At 52.5% G+C, this 22152-nt stretch carries 12 protein-coding genes and 1 pseudogene; 6 read left to right on the forward strand and 7 right to left on the reverse strand.

Features of this window, described 5'->3' with window-relative positions; all coding sequences use genetic code 11:
- Nucleotides 1-386: 386 nt before the first annotated feature.
- The 5 genes from F560_RS0119965 to F560_RS0119985 all read right to left on the reverse strand — a co-directional run bounded on the left by F560_RS0119965 (nt 387) and on the right by F560_RS0119985 (nt 9806).
- A complete protein-coding gene (locus F560_RS0119965; RefSeq protein ID WP_019007518.1) occupies nt 387-4154 on the reverse strand; it encodes a galactose-binding domain-containing protein in 3768 nt (1255 codons plus the stop codon).
- Between the two features lie 438 nt (nt 4155-4592).
- On the reverse strand, nt 4593-6650 hold the full coding sequence (locus F560_RS0119970; protein ID WP_019007519.1) for an alpha-amylase family protein: 2058 nt from the start codon (nt 6648-6650) through the stop codon (nt 4593-4595).
- A gap of 21 nt (nt 6651-6671) precedes the next feature.
- Nucleotides 6672-7502, reverse strand: coding sequence for a carbohydrate ABC transporter permease (locus tag F560_RS0119975; protein ID WP_019007520.1), 831 nt, complete (start codon nt 7500-7502; stop codon nt 6672-6674).
- Entirely contained in the window at nt 7499-8371 is an 873-nt protein-coding gene (locus tag F560_RS0119980) for a carbohydrate ABC transporter permease (RefSeq protein ID WP_019007521.1), read from the reverse strand. The genes F560_RS0119975 and F560_RS0119980 overlap by 4 nt, the downstream gene beginning before the upstream one ends.
- An 88-nt stretch (nt 8372-8459) precedes the next feature.
- The gene (locus F560_RS0119985; protein WP_019007522.1) at nt 8460-9806 is read right to left on the reverse strand and encodes an ABC transporter substrate-binding protein; all 1347 of its coding nucleotides are present in this window, start codon (nt 9804-9806) and stop codon (nt 8460-8462) included.
- 213 nt (nt 9807-10019) lie between these two features.
- Between F560_RS0119985 and F560_RS0119990 the strand changes: the two genes are divergently transcribed.
- The 4 genes and pseudogenes from F560_RS0119990 to F560_RS24300 all read left to right on the forward strand — a co-directional run.
- The gene (locus tag F560_RS0119990; protein ID WP_019007523.1) at nt 10020-11792 is read left to right on the forward strand and encodes a sensor histidine kinase; all 1773 of its coding nucleotides are present in this window, start codon (nt 10020-10022) and stop codon (nt 11790-11792) included.
- Between the two features lie 16 nt (nt 11793-11808).
- On the forward strand, nt 11809-13287 hold the full coding sequence (locus F560_RS0119995) for a response regulator transcription factor (protein WP_019007524.1): 1479 nt from the start codon (nt 11809-11811) through the stop codon (nt 13285-13287).
- A 167-nt stretch (nt 13288-13454) separates the two neighbouring features.
- Nucleotides 13455-14024, forward strand: coding sequence for a hypothetical protein (locus F560_RS25720; RefSeq protein ID WP_156829066.1), 570 nt, complete (start codon nt 13455-13457; stop codon nt 14022-14024).
- Between the two features lie 183 nt (nt 14025-14207).
- A pseudogene (locus F560_RS24300) lies at nt 14208-14891 on the forward strand (IS3 family transposase); the annotation flags it as partial.
- 550 nt (nt 14892-15441) lie between these two features.
- On the opposite strand, the gene F560_RS0120010 reads toward F560_RS24300, so the two are convergent.
- Nucleotides 15442-15858, reverse strand: a complete 417-nt coding sequence (locus F560_RS0120010; RefSeq protein WP_019007527.1) for a hypothetical protein — start codon at nt 15856-15858, stop codon at nt 15442-15444.
- A 197-nt stretch (nt 15859-16055) separates the two neighbouring features.
- On the opposite strand from F560_RS0120010, the gene F560_RS0120015 reads away from it, so the two are divergent.
- A complete protein-coding gene (locus tag F560_RS0120015) occupies nt 16056-17669 on the forward strand; it encodes an SWIM zinc finger family protein (RefSeq protein WP_019007528.1) in 1614 nt (537 codons plus the stop codon).
- Between the two features lie 2 nt (nt 17670-17671).
- Nucleotides 17672-20611, forward strand: coding sequence for a DEAD/DEAH box helicase (locus F560_RS0120020; RefSeq protein WP_026298424.1), 2940 nt, complete (start codon nt 17672-17674; stop codon nt 20609-20611).
- Nucleotides 20612-21996: 1385 nt separating this feature from the next.
- Here F560_RS0120020 and F560_RS23805 read toward each other — a convergent pair.
- Nucleotides 21997-22152: IS3 family transposase (locus F560_RS23805; RefSeq protein ID WP_019007531.1), on the reverse strand; the 156-nt coding region annotated here is incomplete at its 5' end.

Below are 22152 nucleotides of genomic sequence, written 5' to 3' on the forward strand. Positions count from 1 at the left end.
ACTTCGCATATTCCGCAGGCCTCCCCAGATAAGAACGTCATCTGTCTGCCCGCGACCACCCAAGTCTACAGGACTAGCCCTTGGCGGCTTTGGATTTCGTTGTGTTTGGGCAACTCATCCGACTAACCCTGCCTCCAATTGGGTTCGTGTACCTTGGCCCGTGCATTTGCCTCCGGCTTCCTTCAGATTCCGCCTCACGACGGACACCCTTGCCCTTGACTACGGTAGGCGCTCGCCAGCCCCCGCTCAGGACTTTCACCCTAAAGATGACGTCCATGCTGGGCGTACCAAAAAACCTTGCGGCAAAAAAAGCTTTTTGCCGCAAGGTTGCGCCATGTCAGAGGCCCGCTTTCATCGGTTCGCGAGCTTTGCCTACCCGGTCTTCGTCAAGGATTAATGTTGATCGTAAACGTCGACGTTATATTCCGGATGTCCATCGCGTTGTTGATCAGTTTCAAATTGTTGAACGTGACGGAGCCGACCGCAGGGCCTTGACCAGGTTCCGGCATTTCGTTGGCCCAGATGCCAAAGCCGGATTTGGCGTCAAAAGCGTCGCCGCTTTTCTTCGCTCCCGATATCGTGATATTGGTAAAGATCGTGTCCGTAATCGGATTTTGCGGAGCGGAGCCGACATAATTGGTCTGGAACATGATGCCGTGGTACGTCGGATCGATAATGTCCACATCGTTGACCCGTATGCCCTGAAATACCTTCGACGCCGAGAACAGCCACATCGCCGGGAAGGTCTGCGCGCCCCAGAAATGTCCACCGGCCCGGACGATCGAGATGTTTTCAAACTTCGTCGGCGGCGAAGCGCCGAAGCCGTTCATCGGATAGCCGAAGTCGAGCGAGCTGATCGTAACGCCCGAGTAGCAGAGCGTATCGGCGATATAGATGTTGCGGAACGTGTTCGCGTAGCCGCCGTACACCGCCACGCCCGCCGCGCGCCAGGTAAGGATGGACGTCAAGTTTTCATAAATATTGTCCTTGTTGTCCGTTCCGCCGGCATCCGTGGCCGAAAACAGCGCAAAGCTGTCATCGCCGGTGGCGCGGGCCTCGATATTGCTTACGAGGTTATTCGTGCTGCCGTTCGTCATGTTGATGCCGTCGGCAAACAGATTGCGGATGCGCGAATTTTTGATCGTGATGTAATCGGTGTTCGCTCCCCAATACATGCAGACCTGATGCTCCACCCAAATGTCGTCGATCGTCATATTGGATACGTTGGAGAAGTCGAACACTTTTCCGGGCCCGTCGATGCGGGATGTATAGTTGCCAAAGTAAGCAAAATGGGCGAAGGTCGATCCGTTGGCCGTCGAACTGACGTTGAACCCGATATCGGTGTTCGTTTGGTTGGATGGCGCGACAAACCGCGTGTACCACGGACCGGCGCCTACGACTTTAACGGGTTTGCCGTATACCTGGAACTTGCTTGACGTCTGGTACGTTCCCGCAGGCAAATAGACGCCGACCAGCGTGCTGGTCGTATCCATGCGAACCCGGTCGAGGGCGTTCTGCACGTCTTGATGCGTAAAGCCTGCCGGCACGACATACTTGGCCGGATCGGGGTTGGCGATCGGGGCGACCTGTTCCAGATTGATAAAGTCGATGGCATACGTCGTCGAGTTGGCGGGGTCCTTCTGCAGCCGGATCGTGCTGCCCGCCGGAATCGTCGTGTCGAACATCATATTGGCTTCATCGTAAATATGACGCGGCGAGCCGGCCCCCGGGCTGTTGCCGGGCGACGATTCCGAACCATAGAGCCACGCATACTTGGACGTTAACGGAATCGCCTTGGCAAACGATCCGTTGACATATACGTTCAACGTGGAATTGATTCCATCGCCGGACGGGGAATCCGGAATGGAGAAGCGCACGACAAGGGTATTCGTGCTCGCTTTGGTCGTGAACTCGACGTAGCTTCCGTTCGTGTTCAGCGTTACCGCTTTGCGGCCCGAAGCTTCCCCGGCCAGATCGCCGATCGTCCGATTCGGACCGACAATAGCCGCCCCGCCTCCGATCCTTCCGTCTTCGGCCTCATACATATCGTACGGCATATTGGCGCCGCGTCCGACAAACAACGGAAGCGTGGAAACGTTGTTGCCCTGTTTCATCGGCAGTTCGTTGGCGTCGGCGGCAAGCTGCACGTTGACGTTGTATTTCCCGTTGGCCGCCGTCCATGTCCCCAGGTTGACCGGACTTGTCGTGGCACCGCTAGCAATGACGCCGTTATAAGAGCCGGTGAGCGTTTTGACTACGGAACTCGTCGTAGCGTCCGTAATCGTCAGCGTAATTCCGTGCGCTCCGGAGGCGGAGGACGATGTGCCCTGATTTTTGATGGTGACCGAAAAGCTGACGTTATTTCCAGCCGCCGGATTGCTCGGCGTCCAGCTAACCGCCGATGCGATCAGATCCGAACTGGAGACGGGGCTGATGGTGAGCGGAGATGGATTCGTAAAGGCATTGTTGTTCTCATTCAACTCGATTACGGCATTGGCTTCGTCGACCTTGGACGAAAGCGCATATGTGCCCGCATCTTTGGCACCGATGTTTACGGTGACGTTGCCCGACGCTCCCGCCGCAAGCGCGCTGACATTTGCCGTTCCCGCCAATGCGTCGCCCAGGTAGAAGTTAACCGTCGAAGGAGCGGAAGGCGCCGTTCCGATATTTTTGACCGTCGAAGTCAGCGTGATGGCATCCGTCTCTACGGGAGCGGACGGGGACCACGACAGGCCCGTGATCGTCAGATCCGGGTTCGGAGCGGGAGATCCGTACACTTCGATTTCAGCGATTTGCCCGCCCGTGGAGCCGGTGTTGGACGTTATCTTCAATTGAACGTCGCTGGCCGTGGCATGGACCGGAATCGTCACGAAGTTGCCCGTCGCGGGATTAAACGTATAGGCGGAAGACGGCACCAACTCGGAAAAGGCGGTGGCATTCTGATCCCGGCTCAGCACCTGAATCGTCTGTGTTCGCGTCGCCCAAATGCTGTCGGGGTTCAGCTTAAGCACAATCGAGGTAAGATCCGCATTGGCTCCGAGATCGACGGTCAACGTATTCGGGTAGCTGTTCGCATTGGCTTCCCAATACGTCGTCACGTTGCCGTCATTTGCGTTCGCCGCCACAAACGTATGGATCGTAGACGAAGCGCTGATCGGCTTGTTCAGCGCCAGGTTCGTGCCCGTCGGAGGCTCCGGATCGGGCGGCGTTGTCGGGTCCGGACTGCCCGGGGCGACGGAAATGTTGTCCAGATTGATATTGCCGCTGTCCCCGGCATCGTATTTATACGCGATCGTATTGCTGCCGGCGGCCAAGGCCAGCGTCTCCGTCTTCGTGGACCAGGTATCCCAGTTCGCCAGGTTCGGCAGCGTCGTCTGCTTGATTTTCACGCCGTTGACATAGATGCTCACGGTCTTGGCGCTGCCCGAAGCGTTGCCGTAACGAAGCGTTACATCGTAGTTGCCCGCAGAAGCCGCTTGAACCGAAAACGCGGTGGAGGCTCCCTGAATCCAATACCCGTCAACGAAGCCCGTTCCCGTATAGCCGGCATGGTCCGTGTTGACTTTAGCCCCTCCCGACAAGACGGCGGTTTCCGCTTCATAAGTGCCTTCCGGCGTCTGAGGCGGAGGCGTGCTCGTGCCGTATACTTCGAATTCGGACAATTGCCCGGCCGACCAGCCGGTGTTGGCGGTAAAGACCAGCTTGACGTACCGTGCCGTCGCGTTCGTCAAGCCGATGGTGACCATGTTGCCGCTCGCCGGATTAAACGAATAATTGGCCGAAGCGGCCAGCGTGGTATAAGTCGTATCGTCCGCACTGCCTTGAACCGACAGCGTCTGGGTCCGCGCTTCCCAACCTGCAGGCAGCTTCAGCACGACCTGCTCGATCGTCGCGGAGCTGCCCAGGTCGACGCGAATCCATTGGGGAAATGCGCTGTTGGCGCTTTCCCAGTACGTAGCCTGATTGTTATCGTTGGCATTGGACGCAACGTATGGCGACTGGACAGAGCTGGCTGTTATTGCCTTTCCAGCCGCCAAATTCACCGCCGCCGAACTGACCGAAGGGAGAATCGTTAACTGCGTCAATATTAAAGTTAATGCCAGAAAATAAAGCGCGACTCTCTTTCCTGCGGAATGAGGCCTTGTCGCTAACATAACGAACCTCCTCTTTTGTAAAATCACTGCCCGGCCGAAACTTGTCCATCTGGCTTCCGTTTTTTGGTTGAATGCGCTTTCAAGCGCATTCAAAACGATATTTCCGCTTCCCCACCTCCTTCGGTTCTCCCGCTCAGGCAGCCCCCGAGAAGCAGAATGCCTAGCTGATTTCAATATAAATTCGTGGCCTTCGATTGACGAGGCGCATTCCTATCTTCTTTGTGCGGTTTATTACACTTACTTACATTTAATCTAGAAAAATCCTGTTCCCAGCCCGTTTCGCAAACGGCTGTGGCGGCTCCCGCAGAAAATGCCGTTGCAATGGCTATAAAGGCATTTATTTCACGCATGACATGATCGGGCGATCCGGAAACGTCCCCAAAGCGAAAAGAGCCCTTTCATGCGAAAGAGCTCTTTATGCGTTCCATCCGAGACAAGTTATTCAATGACCACCATCTGATGACCGCTGATCTTGGGAACGCTGAAATTCACGCGCCCATCCCTGACCTCGAACGGCAATTCGGCACCGTCGGGAACGCATGCGACGCGACGAACGGCACCTCTCGCCTCGATCGAGAACGAGACATTGTATAACGGAATGACATCTTCGATAATATCGATATCGACGCTGCGTCTCTCGGGAATGTAATGCAGCAAATGAAGAACGCTTCTTTTCTCATGATGCTGCCGGTTGAGCGTGACAAGCAATGTCGAAGGACCGTCGTGCGTGATCATGGCTTTCCCAAGAAGCATCTCGAGCGCGTTGTTTACGAGTTGCTTGCACCAACGAGGCGCGTTGCGATTATATTGCGAGAAAACGGGATGCGCGAAAAATATCGTGTTCCCTCCGCGCAAGATCGCATCCGATCCGAATTCTCCGGATGACGGCGCTTGACGGTGGGAGCAGAACTGCCGGTATGTCCGGTTAAAGTACGGCTTGACCGTCTTCGCGAGAACCTCGGTTCCCGCGCCTGCCGTGACTTCGACTCCTTTGCTGTACATGACATGCTCTGTCTCGGGCAGGCCTTTGCCGATTTCTCCCGATGGAAGCACATAATCCGCATAATCGAACCGGCGGTAATGTTTTCCCCGAACCAATTCGCCATAGATGTCTTTCGTCTGTTCGGCAAGCAATCGGATCTCGACCCCGGGAAGCCGGTACTCGGTTTTCTCGGCATTCATGCCCGACTCGAAGGAAGCAATGATACCTCCGCCTGTTTTGGCGTATGCCTCCAGTTTGCCGGCAAAAGATTCGTCTACCGGAATGTTGTCCGGAAGAATGACGACGCGGTATTTGGACAAATCGCTGGCGGAATCGATGACGTCGAACTGATGGGCGCTTTCCTGAAGCATGCGGACAGCCCCCCGCAGCGCTTCGGGCAATTCGCCTCCCCCTGCTCCCATAAACTCCTCGGGAGTGAACACGCCGATCTCGACGATCGGATCCGCATCGATGCACCATGGCTCCTTTCTCTCCACTTCTTTGTAAACCGCCCCAATGAGATCGTATACCGGCTGCGATAGCTTTCCCTTCGGCTCCAGTTGATCCCCGATCATGCATTTTGCGCCGAGCGCAAGCATGTTGAAGGTTTCGAATTCAAGGGCCGCCTTGTTCTTGAAGGAGTGAAAATCTCCCCACATCGTGTGGAACTTGCCGGTCTGCGCCAAGCAATCGAGCCCCAAACGGCGCGCGTAACGGACGGTTGCGGGGAAATGGAGATACCCCCAATGTCCGCTTGGCAGCGACTCCAGTTCAAAATGGCTGTAGGCATCCTTCACTTCCCGGTGCGGCGTTCCGATATGTCCGCGGTTGTAAAAGATCGTTGCCTCGGGATTGCGCGAACGGACGAAAGCGCTCATTTCCCGTTTGAATTCATTGATCGTCATTTGCGAAAATTTCATGCGATCCGCATCCAGATGAGGGTTCATGCCTCTTTCGAGCATGGCCCGCTTGCAATGATTGCATGCGCAGCTTACGGGAAACAAAATATCGAAGAAGAGTCCGTCGACGGGGTGGAAACGTTCCAGAACTTCGCCCGTATGCGCGAACAAGAAATCCCGGTAAGGCGAGTTTAGACATAATACGTGGTAAAATCCGGGATTAAACGGTTTTTGGATGATTTCCTCGGGACCGGCAAGAATCGCGCCGTCCTCGGAAACGGAAAGCCATTCCGGATGCTCCATGGCCGAGTAATGATCCCATTGTACCGTAATATAGATCGGCACGCGGATGCCGCGCCGGTGGCAGGCGTCGATTTGTTCCTGCAGCAAGTTGCGCCGTACCAAATGGGGATGTACCCGTTCCGGGTGAAGCACGGAATCGTAATAAATCAAACCGTGATGACAGCGGGCAAAACAGGTCACGGAATTGACCCGCGCTTCTTCCAAGGTTTTCGCAAACAATTCCGGATCGAACTCGCTGGCCACGCCTTCTATATCAGGGCTTGTATGAAAATCCAAATGAATTTGTCGGAAACGCAATTTCGTACCGCTCATCATCATCTCTCCCCGGATCGATTACTTTACGGCCCCCGTCGTCAGACCGGATACGATAAACCGTTGGCAAAACAGATAAAGCAGAATCACAGGCAGCGCGGTCAACACCAGATTGGCAAATACGAGGTTCCAATTGCTGCCGCTGTACATGCCGAAGAACTGGTACACAGACAAAGGCATCGTCCATTTGTCCGGATCGCTCAGGAAAAAGATCGGAATATTTATGTCATTCCAAATGTTCATAAACACGATAATCAGAATCGTGATATTGATCGGTTTGATCAGAGGAAAGACGATGGTAAAAAAGATGCGCATAAGCGAAGCGCCCTCCAGCATGGCCACCTCATCCAGCGCTTGGGGAATCGTCGTCCGAATGAACCCCGTGTACAAAAAAATGCTGAACGCCATATTTATCGTACAGTAGATTAAAATCACGCTTAAGTAAGTCCCATAAAGATTCAATTCCTTGAACAGGCGAATCGTGGGAATCAACTGCATGGGCGCGATCATCCCGATAAAGAAGAAATAATAGAGAAATTCCGAGACTGCCGTTCTTTTGCGGGCAATGACGAAAGAAGCCATCGACGTCACCAGAATATTCAGAATCACGGCTGCTCCTGTAATCAGCATTCCGTTCAGGAACGAATGCACCATCTTTCCTTCTACCATGACCTGTCTGTAATTTTGCCACATCCAAACGGAAGGCAGCGAAAGATCGAACGAGGTTGCTTCCAGACTGGATTTGAACGATCCGAATATCATAATGAGAAACGGGACAATGACAACCAGAGACAGCAGCAGCAGAAATGCTTCAAGCAATACCAAAGGAAGCTTTCTCCGAATGCCGGTCATACCTCCACCTCCTGTTTGCGCATCTTGTGGAGGAGCGGAATGGCCACGATGGCGACAAAAACGAACAACACAGTATTCAAAGCCGTTCCGAGACCCCAGCGGCCTTCGCCGAACAAAACGAGAATGAACGTCGACAATACTTGCGAGGCATTGCCCGGTCCGCCGTTGGTCAGGGCATAAACTTCGCTGAAGACGCGAATCCCTCCGATGAGACTCAAGATCAGGTTAATATTTAGGGAAGCTGACAATAACGGAATCGTGATGTGTATAAAACGTTTAAATCCGTTTGCCCCGTCGATTTTGGCCGCCTCGTAATAATCGTTCGATATCCCTTGAAGCCCCGCCAGATAGATTACCATGTGATATCCGGCCCATTGCCAAATAGACACGCCGGCGATGGTAAAGATGACGATTTTCGCATCGGAAAGCCAATATTGTCCGAGCGATTCCAAACCGATGCCGGCAAGCAGCCGATTCAAAAGCCCCTCGGGATGAAGAATCGGAATAAAGACCAAACCGATGACAATTGTGGAAACGATGGACGGAGCGAAAAAGACCGCCCGAAGCAGGTTCCTCGTTTTCAGCCCCGCATTCAGGGCAACCGCAAGCAACAAACCGAGCGCGTTTTTGAAGATAACGACGATAACGGCGTAGATGAGCGTATTTTTAATGGCTAGCCGAGTGACTTCGTTCTGGAAGATGTATCGGAAGTTATCCAATCCATTGAACAAAATCGCGTCGTTCATCGGCGACCAATCCGTAAACGAATAATACAAGCCCGTTATCGTCGGCAAGATGAAAAACACGCAGTAAAGGATCAGCGCCGGGATGACCAGCCGGTAGGAATACAACCTGATGCCGTTTTTCATGGCTGATGTTCCCCTCTCTTCATTAATCAATCGCTCAAGCCCGCGGAGCGCCGCGGGCTCAAGCGAGAGGTTGCCGCAGTCTTGGGCGTTAGAATCCCGGTTGCTTGGCGGCTCTCATGAGTTCGGCAAATTTTTGGTCCCATGCCTGCAGAACTTCTTTCGGCGTTTTTCCGCCTGCGATCATGTCCTGGTAATATTTCCAAAGCTCGGTCAGATCGACTTTCATGAACGCATTCATTTCGACCGTCGCTTTATTCGTTTTGATGTAAGTATCGTAAATTTCTTGTTGCAACGGAGTCAGTTTCGGCTCGGATGCGTCTTTGACGGAAGGCATAAACGGCTGTTCGGCTTGCGCGCGGTCCATCTGCTCCTTCTGCGAAATGAAATCGATGAACTTCTTCGCTTCTTCCGGATGCTTCGCATTTTTCGGGATATGGACCATGCCGCCGATCTGCGATTGCGAGATCATCAATTCCTTGCCGTTAAACGCGGGAATCGGGAAAAGGCCGAGTTCCAAGGAAGGATCCTTGGTTGCCATATCCGTAATGAACCAATCCCCCATGATCATCATCGCAGCTTTTTTCTTGCTGAATACGTCAGGCGCCATGTTGTAATCGTCCGAGAGGGCGGACTTGGGGATATACCCCTTTTCGATAAGCTGCAGCCCTTTGGACAGGATGTCTTCGAACTCCGGAACGTCAGCGAATTTCAGTTTGCCGCTGTTGATTTGATCCCAAAGACCCGGCTTTTCGACTTCCGCCACGTAGCCGAACGCTCCGGAGGGCCAGATTTGGAACGTCCATTGATCCTTAAACGGGCCGAAAATCGGCGTAATTCCGGCTTTCTTGATCGCATCGCAGACAGCCAGGAACTCGTCGTAGCTCTTCGGAACGGAAAGTCCCATCTCTCTGAAGATCGCCTTGTTGTAAACAACCGCTAGCGCATCCAAAGGACTTTGCATGACGAAACCGTATATTTTCCCGTCCGGCGCTTTTAGCATGTCCGGGTTGGAAAGCCGATCCACCCAAGGCTCGTTGCTCAGGTCCAGCATGTTCTGACTCGAATTCAACTCGTTCTCGGCCGACACTTTGTTATAGACGATCAAGTCCGGGGTCTCGCCGGTCGTCAGCTTGGTCTGAAGCACATTCTTGACTTGGTTATCCGGATCGATCACGACATCGACTTTGATCCCGGTTTGTTTCTCGAATTCGTCAAGATTGGCTTGGTTAAATGCGTACGGATAGTTTTCCTTCATCGCTTGTCCAGCTTCCATCGTGATGGTTACCTTTTCGCCTTGGGCACCCTCATTCTTCGAGCCACCCTCTGCCGGATTCGCGCCGCCATTCGTCGAAGCATTGCTTGCGCAGCCAGCCAGCAATGCAAGCGTAGCCAACCCAATCGCGGTCTGGCGGGCCGCTCGTTTCCAACCGTTCATTCTCTCATCCCCTCTCTTTGTTGTAAGCGCAAACATACTTGCATGAACATCATACCGAGTGGTACACGGCAATCCAATGTAAGCAATTGCACAATTCATTTGTATTATTTTTAACTCCGGGAGCACGGTAAAAGTTGAGGGATTGTCCGATAAAGGGAAGTAAGTTATGCTGATGCTTAGCAAACGGTTTCAAACTCAGGGCAGGGATTCCCGATGTTCACGAAAATCAAAATGCAGACGGGCTTTACGATGGTCTTCTCCGCCGTCATTCTGCTGATTATCTTTATGATGTATTGGTTTATCAACCAATATGTACTGAACGCCTATGAGCAGGTCATGATCAGCAATTCACGGCAATTGAACATCAAGCTCTCGGAGCAGGTCGATCTTTACTTCAACGACTTGAATCAACTGTCCAAAAACTCCGTCGGAAACCAGAATCTTATGAGCGATATGCGGGAACTGGACAGGCTTACCCACGAGCTGACCCAGTACGAGAACCTGTTTTTCGACCGCAGCTTCGAAAGCTACTCTTCTTATTTGCTGAATTATTCCGAGCTGAGCAAGTCAAGAGTCTATATTTACGGACGACAAAATCGGTTTAAATTTGCATACGGCGCGTTGCCGCTCGAGTCGAATTTTGAAACGATTTATAACGATCCCGCTTACAAGAACCGGATTGCCGGCCGAGCCGTCTTTTACTATCGCAATGCCAATACGACCGATAACCCGGACCAGCCCTCGATTAGCGTGATTCGCGCGTTCTCGGAAATATCCGGCTATGTGCTCGGCTATATCGAAATTCAACAGGATTACGCCATTCTGAACAAGATTGCCAATCTGGGCAATTCCGGCAGCGTGTATATCATCGATCGGAATGGCCAAATCGTCTATCCGGCCGAGAAGATTGACCGTGACACGGCCAAGATGATCCGCGAGGTCATGAATAAAGGCGGAGCGGGCATAAGGAAGGGCAATTACTTTTATACATCGTATACCTCGAGCGAGAGCGGATTGACGACGATCGTAAAGCATGCCAACGAGGCGGTATTCAGGCCGCTCTATTCGCTTCAGAACACAACCCTTTTCACTATTTTGGCCGTTTGCGCGGTCTCCATTCTCACCATCTATTTAGTCACCAAGCGGATGACGGAACCGATTCGTAAACTCAGATCGAATATCCTTAAGGTGGATTTCGATAACTTCTCGCTTTTTACAAACAGGAAATCGCCCAGCAACGAAATCAATCTGCTGAACGAAGCTTTTCAGCAAATGATGGAGCGATTGCGATATTCAATGGAGCGGGAGCTGGCGGCAAGCAAGGAAGAGATGAAGGCAAGATTCTCTGCCCTGCAAGCCCAGATCGCGCCTCACTTTATTCATAACATCTTGTATCTGATCAGCATATCTGCCGAAGAAGACCGTAAGCAAGACGTGATCTCCATGTGCAAAAGCCTCTCAGATATGTTGAGGTACATGGCGGAATCTCCCTCCCGAAACGTTACGCTTGCGGAAGAAATGGACTATACGTTAAACTACATGGCTCTTATCGAGTACAAGTACGAGGATTTCATCGAATTCAGCATTGACATCCAGGAAACGGCGCGAGCCGTCGTCTTGCCCAGGCTCACCATTCAACCTTTTGTGGAGAATGCGATCAAACATGCCTTCAATGATTGCGATCCTCCTTGGAAAATTGCCGTCTCCTGCAAGGCGGACGGGCATGAGTGGGAGATTATCATCCGAGATAACGGAGCGGGGATCCCGCCCGAGAAGCTGGCTTCCATTCAGGCGCAAATCGCGGATATCCTTACCGCCGACACCGTCGCCTACAATGAATCGTCCGGGATCGGCGGCTTGGGCATCATCAATACGGTCATGCGCTTGAAAATGCTCTATCCGCAAACGCTTCGCTTTGAACTGGACAAAAGCGAAGAAGGCGGGGTTTGCATCCGTATGCGGGCTTCGATTCATCCAGATCCATAAACGGGGGAATATTGGGATGTTTAACGTCATGGTCGTCGAAGACAGCAAACCGATCGTGCGAAATATCAAACGTCAGATCGAAGCGGCAGACAGCCGGCTGAACGTGACGAGGGTAGCCTACAATGGCGCGGAAGCGCTTGCGATCCTAAAGCAAGAACGCGTCGATATCGTGTTCACCGATATTCGCATGCCCAAAATGGACGGGCTGTCTTTTGTCCAGGAAGCCAAACAAATTCAGCCGGGCGTGAAGTTTTTTATTCTCAGCGGTTTTAACGATTTCGAGTATGCTCGAAAGGCAATCAAATTGGAAGTCTGCGAATATCTGTTAAAACCGCTCGATCCCCTGGAATTGTCGTCTGCCTTGGAGCGGACGGTCAATGAATTGGAACGCGCGCGTCGCGTTGAGCTGGAAAAGAGGGTCGCAAGACTCTTGTCCTTTATGGGATCGGACACCGAGTCCGAGCTTCCGATTCAAGGGAAAACCTACAGCATCGCGGTTGTTCGCAACGGATATTTTAAAACCGGAGGACAAACGGTGGATCGAGGTGTCCTGTACAACCTTTGCCAAGAGACGTTCCCAGAAGCCAATTGCATCGTGACGGACACGCCTGCGGAAGCGGAAAAGGCGATTGTCTTCGGATGGAATGAGGACGTACCGGAGATCGCGGAGCGCATGCAAGCGTTCCATCAAAAACTGAAAGCCATATACCCGTTAGTCAATATTGCCTACAGTCCGGCAGAAACGGCTCCGGGAAGGATAAAATCCCTCTTTCAGTCGCTTACTGGCCATCTGAACAAATGCATCGAACTTGGACAACCGCAAGTCTTAGGTCCGAGCACACAGCATGCTGAAACAGGTTCCTTTGAACCCGATTCATTCGAAGAACTCGCCAAAATGAAATGTCACGCGTTGATCCGGCATGGCCGCAAGGAAGCTCTGCGGGAAGAACTGGACAAACTGATCACGCATTGGGAAACGGCCCGCGTTCCCGTATCCAGGATAAGAGCGCTGCTGGCGGCGATTACGGAACCTTTCGAAGCATCAGTCCAGCCCGAGGCGATTGATGAACTCATCGCGCAATGCGGCTCTTACAGTGATTTAAGAGATCAATGCTTAAAAAAGCTGTCCCCCATCATCGATCAATTGGATCGAAAACCGGGTTCCAAAATGGATACGATGGAAATCATCGACGCCTTCTTTGCGGCTAATCTGTATCGGCAGGTCAGCATGCAAGACCTGTGCCGCGAATTAAACTATTCCGCGACGTATATTATCCGAATCGTAAAAGAATTCCGCGGCATGACACCTGTCGAATATTTCAATAAGCTTAAAATCGACGAAGCCAAAGCCATCATGGACACCAGCGAAAATATGTTGGTTAAAGATATCGCCGAAGCGCTGGGCTTCAGCGATCAACATTACTTTTGCAAGGTATTCAAGCAGTATACGGGTTACAGTCCCAGCGAATACAAGAAACGGGCCCAATGTTCGTGAGCCCGCCCGTTTTTTCTCTTCAGAAACGAGGAAGCTCAACGAAAAGGTTGAAAAACAAATCGTAGATTCACCGTCACGGTTTGACGTACGCTTACGACATATGTTAGTGCGAAGGGGGAACGAAAGAAACGGAACCATTCGACATTAAAAACTTTGAGGTGGTATCCTTGGCAAACGAAATCTGCATCAACAAGTACAATACGACGAATGGCTACGTGACGGTGAATGACCCAAACAATTTCACGAAGGAAATCGGCAAGATCTACTACAATGAAGTTTTCACTTACTTGGCTGACAATGGCGGCGAAAGGTATTACAACTGGATTTACTTCAAAAATTCTTCGGGAACTATGACCACAGGTTGCATTGTTACTTCGGATGCGCCTGATTTTTGGAACGACATTTTTACGTCGGCATATGGCCCGGATTACAAACACGGTACGCTTTCGATTGATGGCAGAACCTATAATTCTTTCCCTGTTCGCCGTACGGCGAATATTTATACCGCTGGTGGTACTTATTGGGGAAGCGTTGCGGCTGGACAATATGTATATTGCTATGGCTATCCAGCCGCAGGAAGCAATAACCCCGGTCTTCTTCAAGTTCATTATGTACGTGCTACAAACGGGAATTACGAACAAGTTAGCGGCAACGGCGTGGACTACGGTTTTGTCGATATTGGTTTTGCCTACGGATCCGGTAAGACAACGCTCTCAGTTTACAGTAACAATTGGTAATTAATACAATAGGGTGGCGGTTACTACCGTTGCCCTCTTTCTTTGCACCCTAAACTTTTTTTGACTAGGGGTCACAAACCCTTGTAAGCTAACACGTAACTACAATTCGAAGGGAGAATGCCTCCTTTGAAAATGGGAAGGGTTTAGAATGAGCGAGATCAGCCGAAAAACAAACGTTAGTTGTACGGTAGCCCGAAGATTTGGAACGCATTGAAACATCAAGGCGTTCATGTCTCCCAGAAAACCGTTGCCCGCATGATGAAAGAGCTTGGATTAAAATCGCGTACCGTCAAAAAATATAAGGCCACGACAAACTCAAAACATAACATGCCGGTTGCGGAAAACGTCCTCAACCAGGCGTTCACCGCGGAGAAGCCGAATCAGGTCTGGATGGCCGATATCACGTATATTCCAACGGATGAAGGATGGCTCTATCTTGCCAGCCTAGAGGACCTTTGCACGCGCAAAATTGTCGGTTTCCATATGGACGAACGGATGACGAAGGAACTTTGTCTGAAAGCTCTGGACCAGGCATATCGCCTTCAGAAGCCGAAAGGGAACGTATTGCATCATTCTGATCGCGGCAGTCAGTATGCGTCCTTAGACGATCAGCAGCGGCTGCGCCGATACGGCATGACAAGCAGCATGAGCCGCAAGGGCAATTGTTACGACAACGCTTGTATTGAGTCGTTTCATAGTATGTTGAAAAAAGAACTCGTTTACCTGCATAAGTTCAAAACAAAGAAAGAAGCCAGGGAGAAGATTTTTGAGTACATCACGTGCTTCTATAATGGGAAAAGAATCGACTCTGCTATAGGGTATTATACGCCAAATCGATACGAACGTATGTTTTACCAAGCTGCGTAATTTTCTCGATTTTATGTGTCCAATCTATTGACTGAGGTCCAATCTTGAAAGGTATTTAAAAAGTAAATGGATATTCGAAGAAGTAGAAGCAGGATAAGTATGAATAAACTAAAGAAACGTGCCCTACTTTTTTTAATAGCTCCTTTTCTTTCGATTTTCCCACTTAATTCAAACTCCCCCTAACTTTATCCATTTACATTGCACATGTAAGAATGATATATCGCTATTGTCGTATTAGCAAGAGAATCCAGGCGGAATACGACTGGCAGGCATCCCGATTCATTATCGTGCGTCTCATCATCATACATTTTAAAATTCCTCTACTTAAGCTCCCGTTGTAGCTTTAAATAGATCTTTGCTTATGTACTCCATTTTGATTTGGATGAAATGTTCGAAAAATATTTTTGAATAGTTAGTGGAATATGTCCATTCCTCAAGGCCAGAGAATACAAGAAACGAGCCCAATCCTCGTAGGCCTTCGGTAGAATCTATATTTCAAAAAACGGGCTGCGGAATCGTAAGTGTGCAGCTCCATTAAATATTCATATGGTTATTTATTTTTCATTTTAATAATTGAATAGGTTGTATTAACAAGGATTAGAATAACTCCAATTAGAATAAGGATAGCCGATACAAGATAATCTCCCCAACGAGGATAATCATACTTAATGAAAAGATAGCGATCTGCAGATGGATCAAAGTGCACGAAGCTGCCTTTTTTGGAGAGTGCGTAGAGTGTGAAGTCGTGGATATTATCCTTGCTGCAGGGCTTAATCTCATCCGTTGTTATATATCCAAGGATATCTCCGGACATTCGGATATGTTCAGGTTTGGCTATCTCCCAGAAGTCCGCCTCGGTTAAGAAGTTTTCAGTATAAGAGATCCTGATCTCCGGAGGATCGTACTGATAACTATCTGCAATGGCAAGTCTAACCGCTTGAATCAGTTTATTGTTAAGGGAAAGCACTTTCGCTTCCCTATCCTCTGATTATGAATCATTTCCTTCATTCTGGAAAGATTTTTTAGTCGAGGACTTGCAAATTCCGCGCCGCCTGCAAACTTCCGGACAATTATCGCCCATTTTTCGCCATTCTCCGTCGATCCTTCCGAAATGCTATAATAAGAGAATCCATAGGAGCGACAAAAGGTGAGGAGCGATCGGCATTGGCACCGAGCGAAGCAATGAACGACGACCGATGGAGCATGCTCGTTCAGGGTATGGCGGAGCATTTTGGAGATGTGACGATCAGCCGCGGGTTCCAATATTTTAAGCAAGGAAGGGTCAAAAAGCTGGCGCTGGCCGGCCCCGATCGGATCGAAGCCGAAGTGGACGGAACGAAGCGTTACCGTGTGGGGATCCGCCTGGATGATATTGCTTCGAGCGGATGCAGTTGCCCGGTGCAGCGTTCCTGCAAGCATATGGCCGCCGTGCTGCTCGCTTACGCGCACATGCAGGGAAGACCGGTTCATCCGCTCATGAATGCGAGATCGGCCGCCCTGCCGATTCGGCAGGAAGCGAAGGCCGTCTCCCGCTTCGATTCCGACCGCAAGCTCAAGATTAAAGAGCTGGCCGCCCGCATCCACGAGGCGAATATTGCGGTCTGGCGCGAAATGTTCGAGCTTAACACGCAACCTTTCGCGGACATGACGCGCAATTCCGATTATGTAAAACGCTGCTTAGGGGCCATTTTCCAGGCGAAACCTCCGCTGCCGTTCGGAAGCGACCGGCTGTTCAAGTTGAACGCTTATCTTTTTGTCCTCGAACGGTTGGCGAAACAGCCCGCGAATTCCTTTGCGGACTTGTTTTCGCATCTGGGCTACTTCACCCATCTGGCCGCGTCCGAGCTGCATCAGGCTGCGGTCCGGCTGTTCGAAGAAAGGCCGGACCCGGCGGACGAGCCGGAGCTTCGGCCGCGCCTGGAGGAAACGTTGGATCTTCTGCGCCGGCAAATGCTGACGGAATCGCCGGTCCGGACTTATTTTGCCGATTATTACTTCCTATTCTGGAACTGGCTTTATCCCCATTTTTGCGACCAGGATCTTTATCGGGAGGAACTGCGGCGGCTGGAGGCTGCGGCGAGCGGGCTGACCGAAGCGCCCCTGCGGATGCTGTGTCTGGTCGCCCAGAGCCGGATGTACTTCTTTCTGTCCGACGATCGCAAATCCTGGCAACTGCTCCGGACAGCCTCCGAAAGCGGAAGTCTCCCGGCGGACGCTGTGTTGGATTTATTCTCGCGCTTGTCGCGCGCTCAGGATTGGCCGCGTCTGGTCGCATGGTTGACCGAAACGGGACCGCTGCTGGACATGCGCCAGAGAGGCGTGCCGGACCGTTATTCGGAATTCTGGAACGCCGCAGTCCGGCATGTTCCCGAAGCGGAGCCGCGCATGTGGGAGATGCTCGAGCTGACGCTTCCCGCGGCCAGCCGGATATATGAAGAGAACCTGCGGTCCCGCGGCAAGTGGCGGGAGTGGATGGATTTGCAGCTCAGCCTCGGCCGGGAACCGCTCGAATATCGCGCCTCGGAACTGCAGGAGCTGGAGAAGCAGGCGCCGGAGATGCTTCTGCCCTTCTATCACCAGGCTGTCGAACGCTATGTTCTCCTGAAAAACAGGGACGGCTACAAAGCCGCGGTGAAACTGCTGAAGCGGCTCTCCAGACTGTATAAAAAGCTGAAGCGGGAAGCGCGGTGGGAGCGGTTTTTCTCCGCGTTCGTTGAACGGCACAGCCGCCTTCGCGCGCTGCAAGAGGAGCTGCGGAAAGGAAAGCTGATTTCATGACCATGGCCAAGCCTATCGCAAACCTAACGATCGACGTCACCCTGACCGAGCACGGGGACGCGCTTATTTACGGCACGCTGGACGAATTCGGCCACGCGTCGGGCCTCTACATCAAGCAGCGGCTGTTCGCGTGGCACGAGGCTTCGTTCTACGGCACCGAGCTGGAACTTCGGAAGGTGCGGGACGTCGAGCTGATCGTGCTGCCGGCCGAGTTTGTGATCCCCTTTTTCGGGGATTGCAGGCTGCTTGAGTTTGTCGGGTGGACGTGGAGCGAAGCCGCCCGGCCGCTGATCGCTGCCGCTCCGCTGCTGCTTGAGTGTGTGGAGGAAAAGAAATACGCGCCCAGCTACGCCGCTTACCGGAGCGGATCGTTACAGTGGATTTGGGCGGACGATGCGCTGAACGCGCCGCTGCGCGTGGCGCTCGGCCGGGCGGGAGCGGACGACGGCTTTATGGCCGGGCTTCGGGCGGCGTTCTCGGCTGCCGTGTCCGATCTGCATTACGGCACGGAGGCGGCGCTTCTCGACCTGCGGCGGGACTATCCGCTGCTGTTCGCGCAGGACAGCCCCGCTGCAGCCGGCATGGACGAGCAGGCCTGGCTGATCGCGATCGGATGGAAACCCGACGACGCGCCGTTCCGGCCGGTGCTGCAATTGCTGGAGCCGGACGGCGAAGACCCGTCCTGGCGGCTGCGGTTCGCGCTGCAGGACAAGCGCGAGGCCGCCCGGCTCGTGCCCGTGAGGCTGACCGAGCGGGGCGAGCTTCTCGGCGCATGGCCGGCCGACTGGTCGGCCCATGCGCGCGAACGCGCAGCCGGATGGCTGCAGCGGCTGCGCGCCGTGCTGCCCGCCGAGCGGCTGGCCGGCGGCGGCGACGTGCTCGGCGCCCCGCTGGACGATGCGGCGGCGTGGCGGTTTTTGACGGCGGACAGCAAGCGGCTGCTGGAGGCCGGATGGGAGGTGCTGCTTCCCGCCTGGTGGGAAGCGGCGCGGCGGCGCAAGCCCCGGCTGCGCGCCAGGATCGGCTCCGGCGCGGAAAGCCGCGGCGGCAAGCCGCTGTTCGGCCTGGACGCGATCCTCGACTTCGACTGGCGCGTCGCGCTCGGCGAAACGGAACTGACCGAGGCCGAATTCGCCGAGCTGGTCGCGCGCAACGAGCGGCTCGTCCGCTTCCGGGGCGAGTGGATCGCGCTCGATCCCGCGCTGATCGACCAAATCCGCAAGCTGATGGCGGGAGTGGACAAGTCGCAGGGCCTTACGTTTCAGGATGTCCTGCAGCTGCATCTGCTCGGGGACGGCGGCGAGGCGGCAAGCGGCGGCCCGGAGGAAAGCGGGCCGGAGGAGACGGAGCGCATCCGGCTGGAGGTCGAGCTGAACGGGCATCTTGCGAAGCTCGTCGGCCAGATCGGCCAGCAGGCGGAATGGCCGAAGCTGGACGCGCCCGCGGGGCTAATGGCCGAGCTTCGCGCCTATCAGCGCGACGGCTATTCGTGGCTCGCTTTTCTCGGGCGTTTCGGGCTCGGCGCATGCCTGGCGGACGATATGGGGCTCGGCAAAACGGTTCAGCTGATCGCCTATCTGCTGCACTTGAAAGAGCAGTCGGAGCCCGACAACCGGCTGCCTTCGCTGATCGTCTGCCCGACCTCGGTGCTCGGCAACTGGCAGAAGGAGCTTGCCCGCTTCGCCCCGTCGCTGAACGTCATGCTCCATTACGGCAGCAGGCGACCAGCCGGAGCGGATTTCCGCGCAAAAGCCCTGGAAGCGGACGTGGTGCTGACCTCCTACGCGACGGCGGCGCTGGACCAGAATACGCTAGAGCAAGTGACATGGGCGGTAATTTGCCTGGATGAAGCGCAGAACATCAAAAACGCCCAGACCAAGCAATCGGCCGCAGTTCGCCGTTTGCCCGCGCGGCACCGGATCGCGCTGACCGGCACGCCCATCGAAAACCGGCTGTCCGAGCTGTGGTCAATTTACGATTTCCTGTCTCCGGGCTATCTGGGCACGGCAAGCGCCTTTCAGAAGCGGTTCGCCGCCCCGATCGAGAAGGACCGCGATCCGCGTCGCACGGCGGATTTGCAGAAGCTGGTCAAGCCGTTCATGCTCCGCCGGAAGAAAAAGGACCCGGCCATCCGGCTCGATCTGCCCGAGAAAAACGAAATGAAAACGTACGTCCATCTGACCGCCGAGCAAAGCGCGCTTTACGAGCAAATCGTCCGCGAGCTGATGGAGCGCATGAAAACGCTGGAGGGCATCGAACGCAAGGGAGCGATTCTCGCCGCGCTCACGCAGCTCAAGCAGGTGTGCGATCATCCGATTTTGCTGACCAAGGAACCGTCTGCGGACGAATGGACATCCGGCGGACCGCAAAACATCGAAGCCTTGGTCGCCCGCTCCTCCAAACTGGAGCGTTTGCTCGAGATGGTGAAGGAATTGCGGGAAGAAGGCGACCGCTGCCTGATCTTCACGCAGTATGTCGGGATGGGGCAGCTGCTGCAGCAGGTGCTTCGGCAGGAGCTTCAGGAACCCGTTCTCTACTTAAACGGCAGCACGTCCAAGACGGCCCGCGACCGCATGATCGGCCAGTTTCAGTCCGATTCGCTGCCGCCCGGCGAACAGCCGCACGTCTTCATCCTTTCGCTCAAGGCGGGCGGCGTCGGCCTTAACCTGACGGCGGCAAGCCATGTGTTCCATTTCGACCGCTGGTGGAACCCGGCCGTCGAGAACCAGGCGACCGACCGCGCCTACCGCATGGGGCAAACCCGCGACGTGCAGGTGCACAAGTTCATCGCGCTCGGCACGCTGGAGGAGCGGATCGACGAAATGCTGGAAAACAAGCTTCGGCTCAGCGACGACATCATCTCCGCATCCGAAGGCTGGATCACCGAACTGTCGACGGAAGAGCTGAAAGAGCTCTTTACGCTGCGGCGGGATTATTTTTGAGCGGCGTATGCAGGGGCAGACATGAACTAGGAAAATATAGGTGCTGGAGACCAGCCGCGCTTGAACGGCTTGTTTTCTGGTATCCGCTCAGCTTGCTTTTTATCCCCGTTTGCACAAAGTAACAAACAATTCGTACCCCTGATTCAAACAAACATAATGTCAAGCACCTCACACTGTAGGAAACCGCTTATGAAGGCGGTTCTTTTTTCTTTAATTCACTTAGTGGGGTCCCATATAATTCCATTGGTTGATCGCGACAACCAATGGCCATCTGAAATCATATAATTCAAAGGTCCCGGTTGAATCTACTTACGCAACTCAATTCGTAGATTTCGACTAAAAAGACAAAAAAATCATTCTCTGATGCCGAATCTAAGACAAGAACTGAAGAAATCGATGCTTTTTTTGCAAAGATAGCTACGTTACCGGATGCAGAAAGATATACCCCTGATTTCTTTTCTTTTTTAAAGGAACATGATCTGGTTTTCTATGAGTTAGGCAAACCGGAAAACTCTGCGATAGGAACCATGTCAACGAGTCTAAACGACGTATCAGTAAACACCCCGTTCGGGGCCTACGATTCGGTTAACGGATGGTGGGAAATTTGGGGGGGTTTTAATTACACCAATGATAATGGCTGGTGGTCAGAACGGCCAACTTGTTGGTATGGATGCGATCCGATTGGGAGGGTTAGGAACAGATGGATATCAAAAATTTGCAAACAATTTTGGTGCGGGCTCTGTTGTATTAAAGTATGACTCTAAGTTCGCGAATGCCAACGGTTTGGCACGTGTATACTATCGTCATACTTGGAATTCCACTACCATCGATTCCGTAACTCTGAACAGTGACGGAACGCTTTCCATCACAGGGATCTCTTATGTGATCCCTTCTTTCTTTTCGGTAATGAATTTATGTATATTGAATTAGGGGGTTATTACGCTTGAGAAAATCCATATGAATATGTGGAAAATAACATCGCAAAATCAATGGGTAGGTTTACCTTATTTTATTATAATTTCTATCAAAGACTTTGGCAGAGGATACGTTATATATTAGCTATTTTCGAAAAAATCTATACGAGGAGATTCCTATATGAAAAAAGTATCTTTCTATACGGGAATATCGATTTTTATTTTATTCATGCTGATAGTGTTCACTTCAAACTTGTCTCAAACTGAAATGAGAGAATTATTTGAGTGGATAACAAATTTCATTCTTCCTTGGTTATTTTTCATTCTCTTCATCTACTATGTGTTTGTTAAGAAGAAAGACAGGTAACTTGAACTTCGAGTTCCTTCGTTCACTCTGTGCCTCTCCTAATATAGAATCCGAGCAAATCTTTGGACCTCTGTCAATAGATTGGACACATGGAATCGAGAAAATTACGCAACACAATCGTACATTTGTTCGCATTGAATGGGTGTGAGATACCCGATCGCCGAATGGACTCGTTTGCGATTGTAGAAAAACTCGATATATTCAAAAATCTTACTTTGCGCTTCCTTGCGGGTCTTGAACTTTTCCAGATAAACGAGTTC

The sequence above is a fragment of the Cohnella laeviribosi DSM 21336 genome, from assembly GCF_000378425.1.
Classification (GTDB): Bacteria; Bacillota; Bacilli; order Paenibacillales; family Paenibacillaceae; genus Cohnella; species Cohnella laeviribosi.

Coding starts and splice junctions, on each gene's coding strand:
- F560_RS0120020 (WP_026298424.1), top strand. CDS start 17,672: ATGGCCAAGCCTATCGCAAACCTAACGATCGACGTCACCCTGACCGAG.
- F560_RS0119970 (WP_019007519.1), bottom strand. CDS start 6,650: ATGAGCGGTACGAAATTGCGTTTCCGACAAATTCATTTGGATTTTCAT.
- F560_RS0119995 (WP_019007524.1), top strand. CDS start 11,809: ATGTTTAACGTCATGGTCGTCGAAGACAGCAAACCGATCGTGCGAAAT.
- F560_RS0119975 (WP_019007520.1), bottom strand. CDS start 7,502: ATGACCGGCATTCGGAGAAAGCTTCCTTTGGTATTGCTTGAAGCATTT.
- F560_RS0119990 (WP_019007523.1), top strand. CDS start 10,020: ATGTTCACGAAAATCAAAATGCAGACGGGCTTTACGATGGTCTTCTCC.
- F560_RS0119985 (WP_019007522.1), bottom strand. CDS start 9,806: ATGAACGGTTGGAAACGAGCGGCCCGCCAGACCGCGATTGGGTTGGCT.
- F560_RS0119980 (WP_019007521.1), bottom strand. CDS start 8,371: ATGAAAAACGGCATCAGGTTGTATTCCTACCGGCTGGTCATCCCGGCG.
- F560_RS0119965 (WP_019007518.1), bottom strand. CDS start 4,154: ATGTTAGCGACAAGGCCTCATTCCGCAGGAAAGAGAGTCGCGCTTTAT.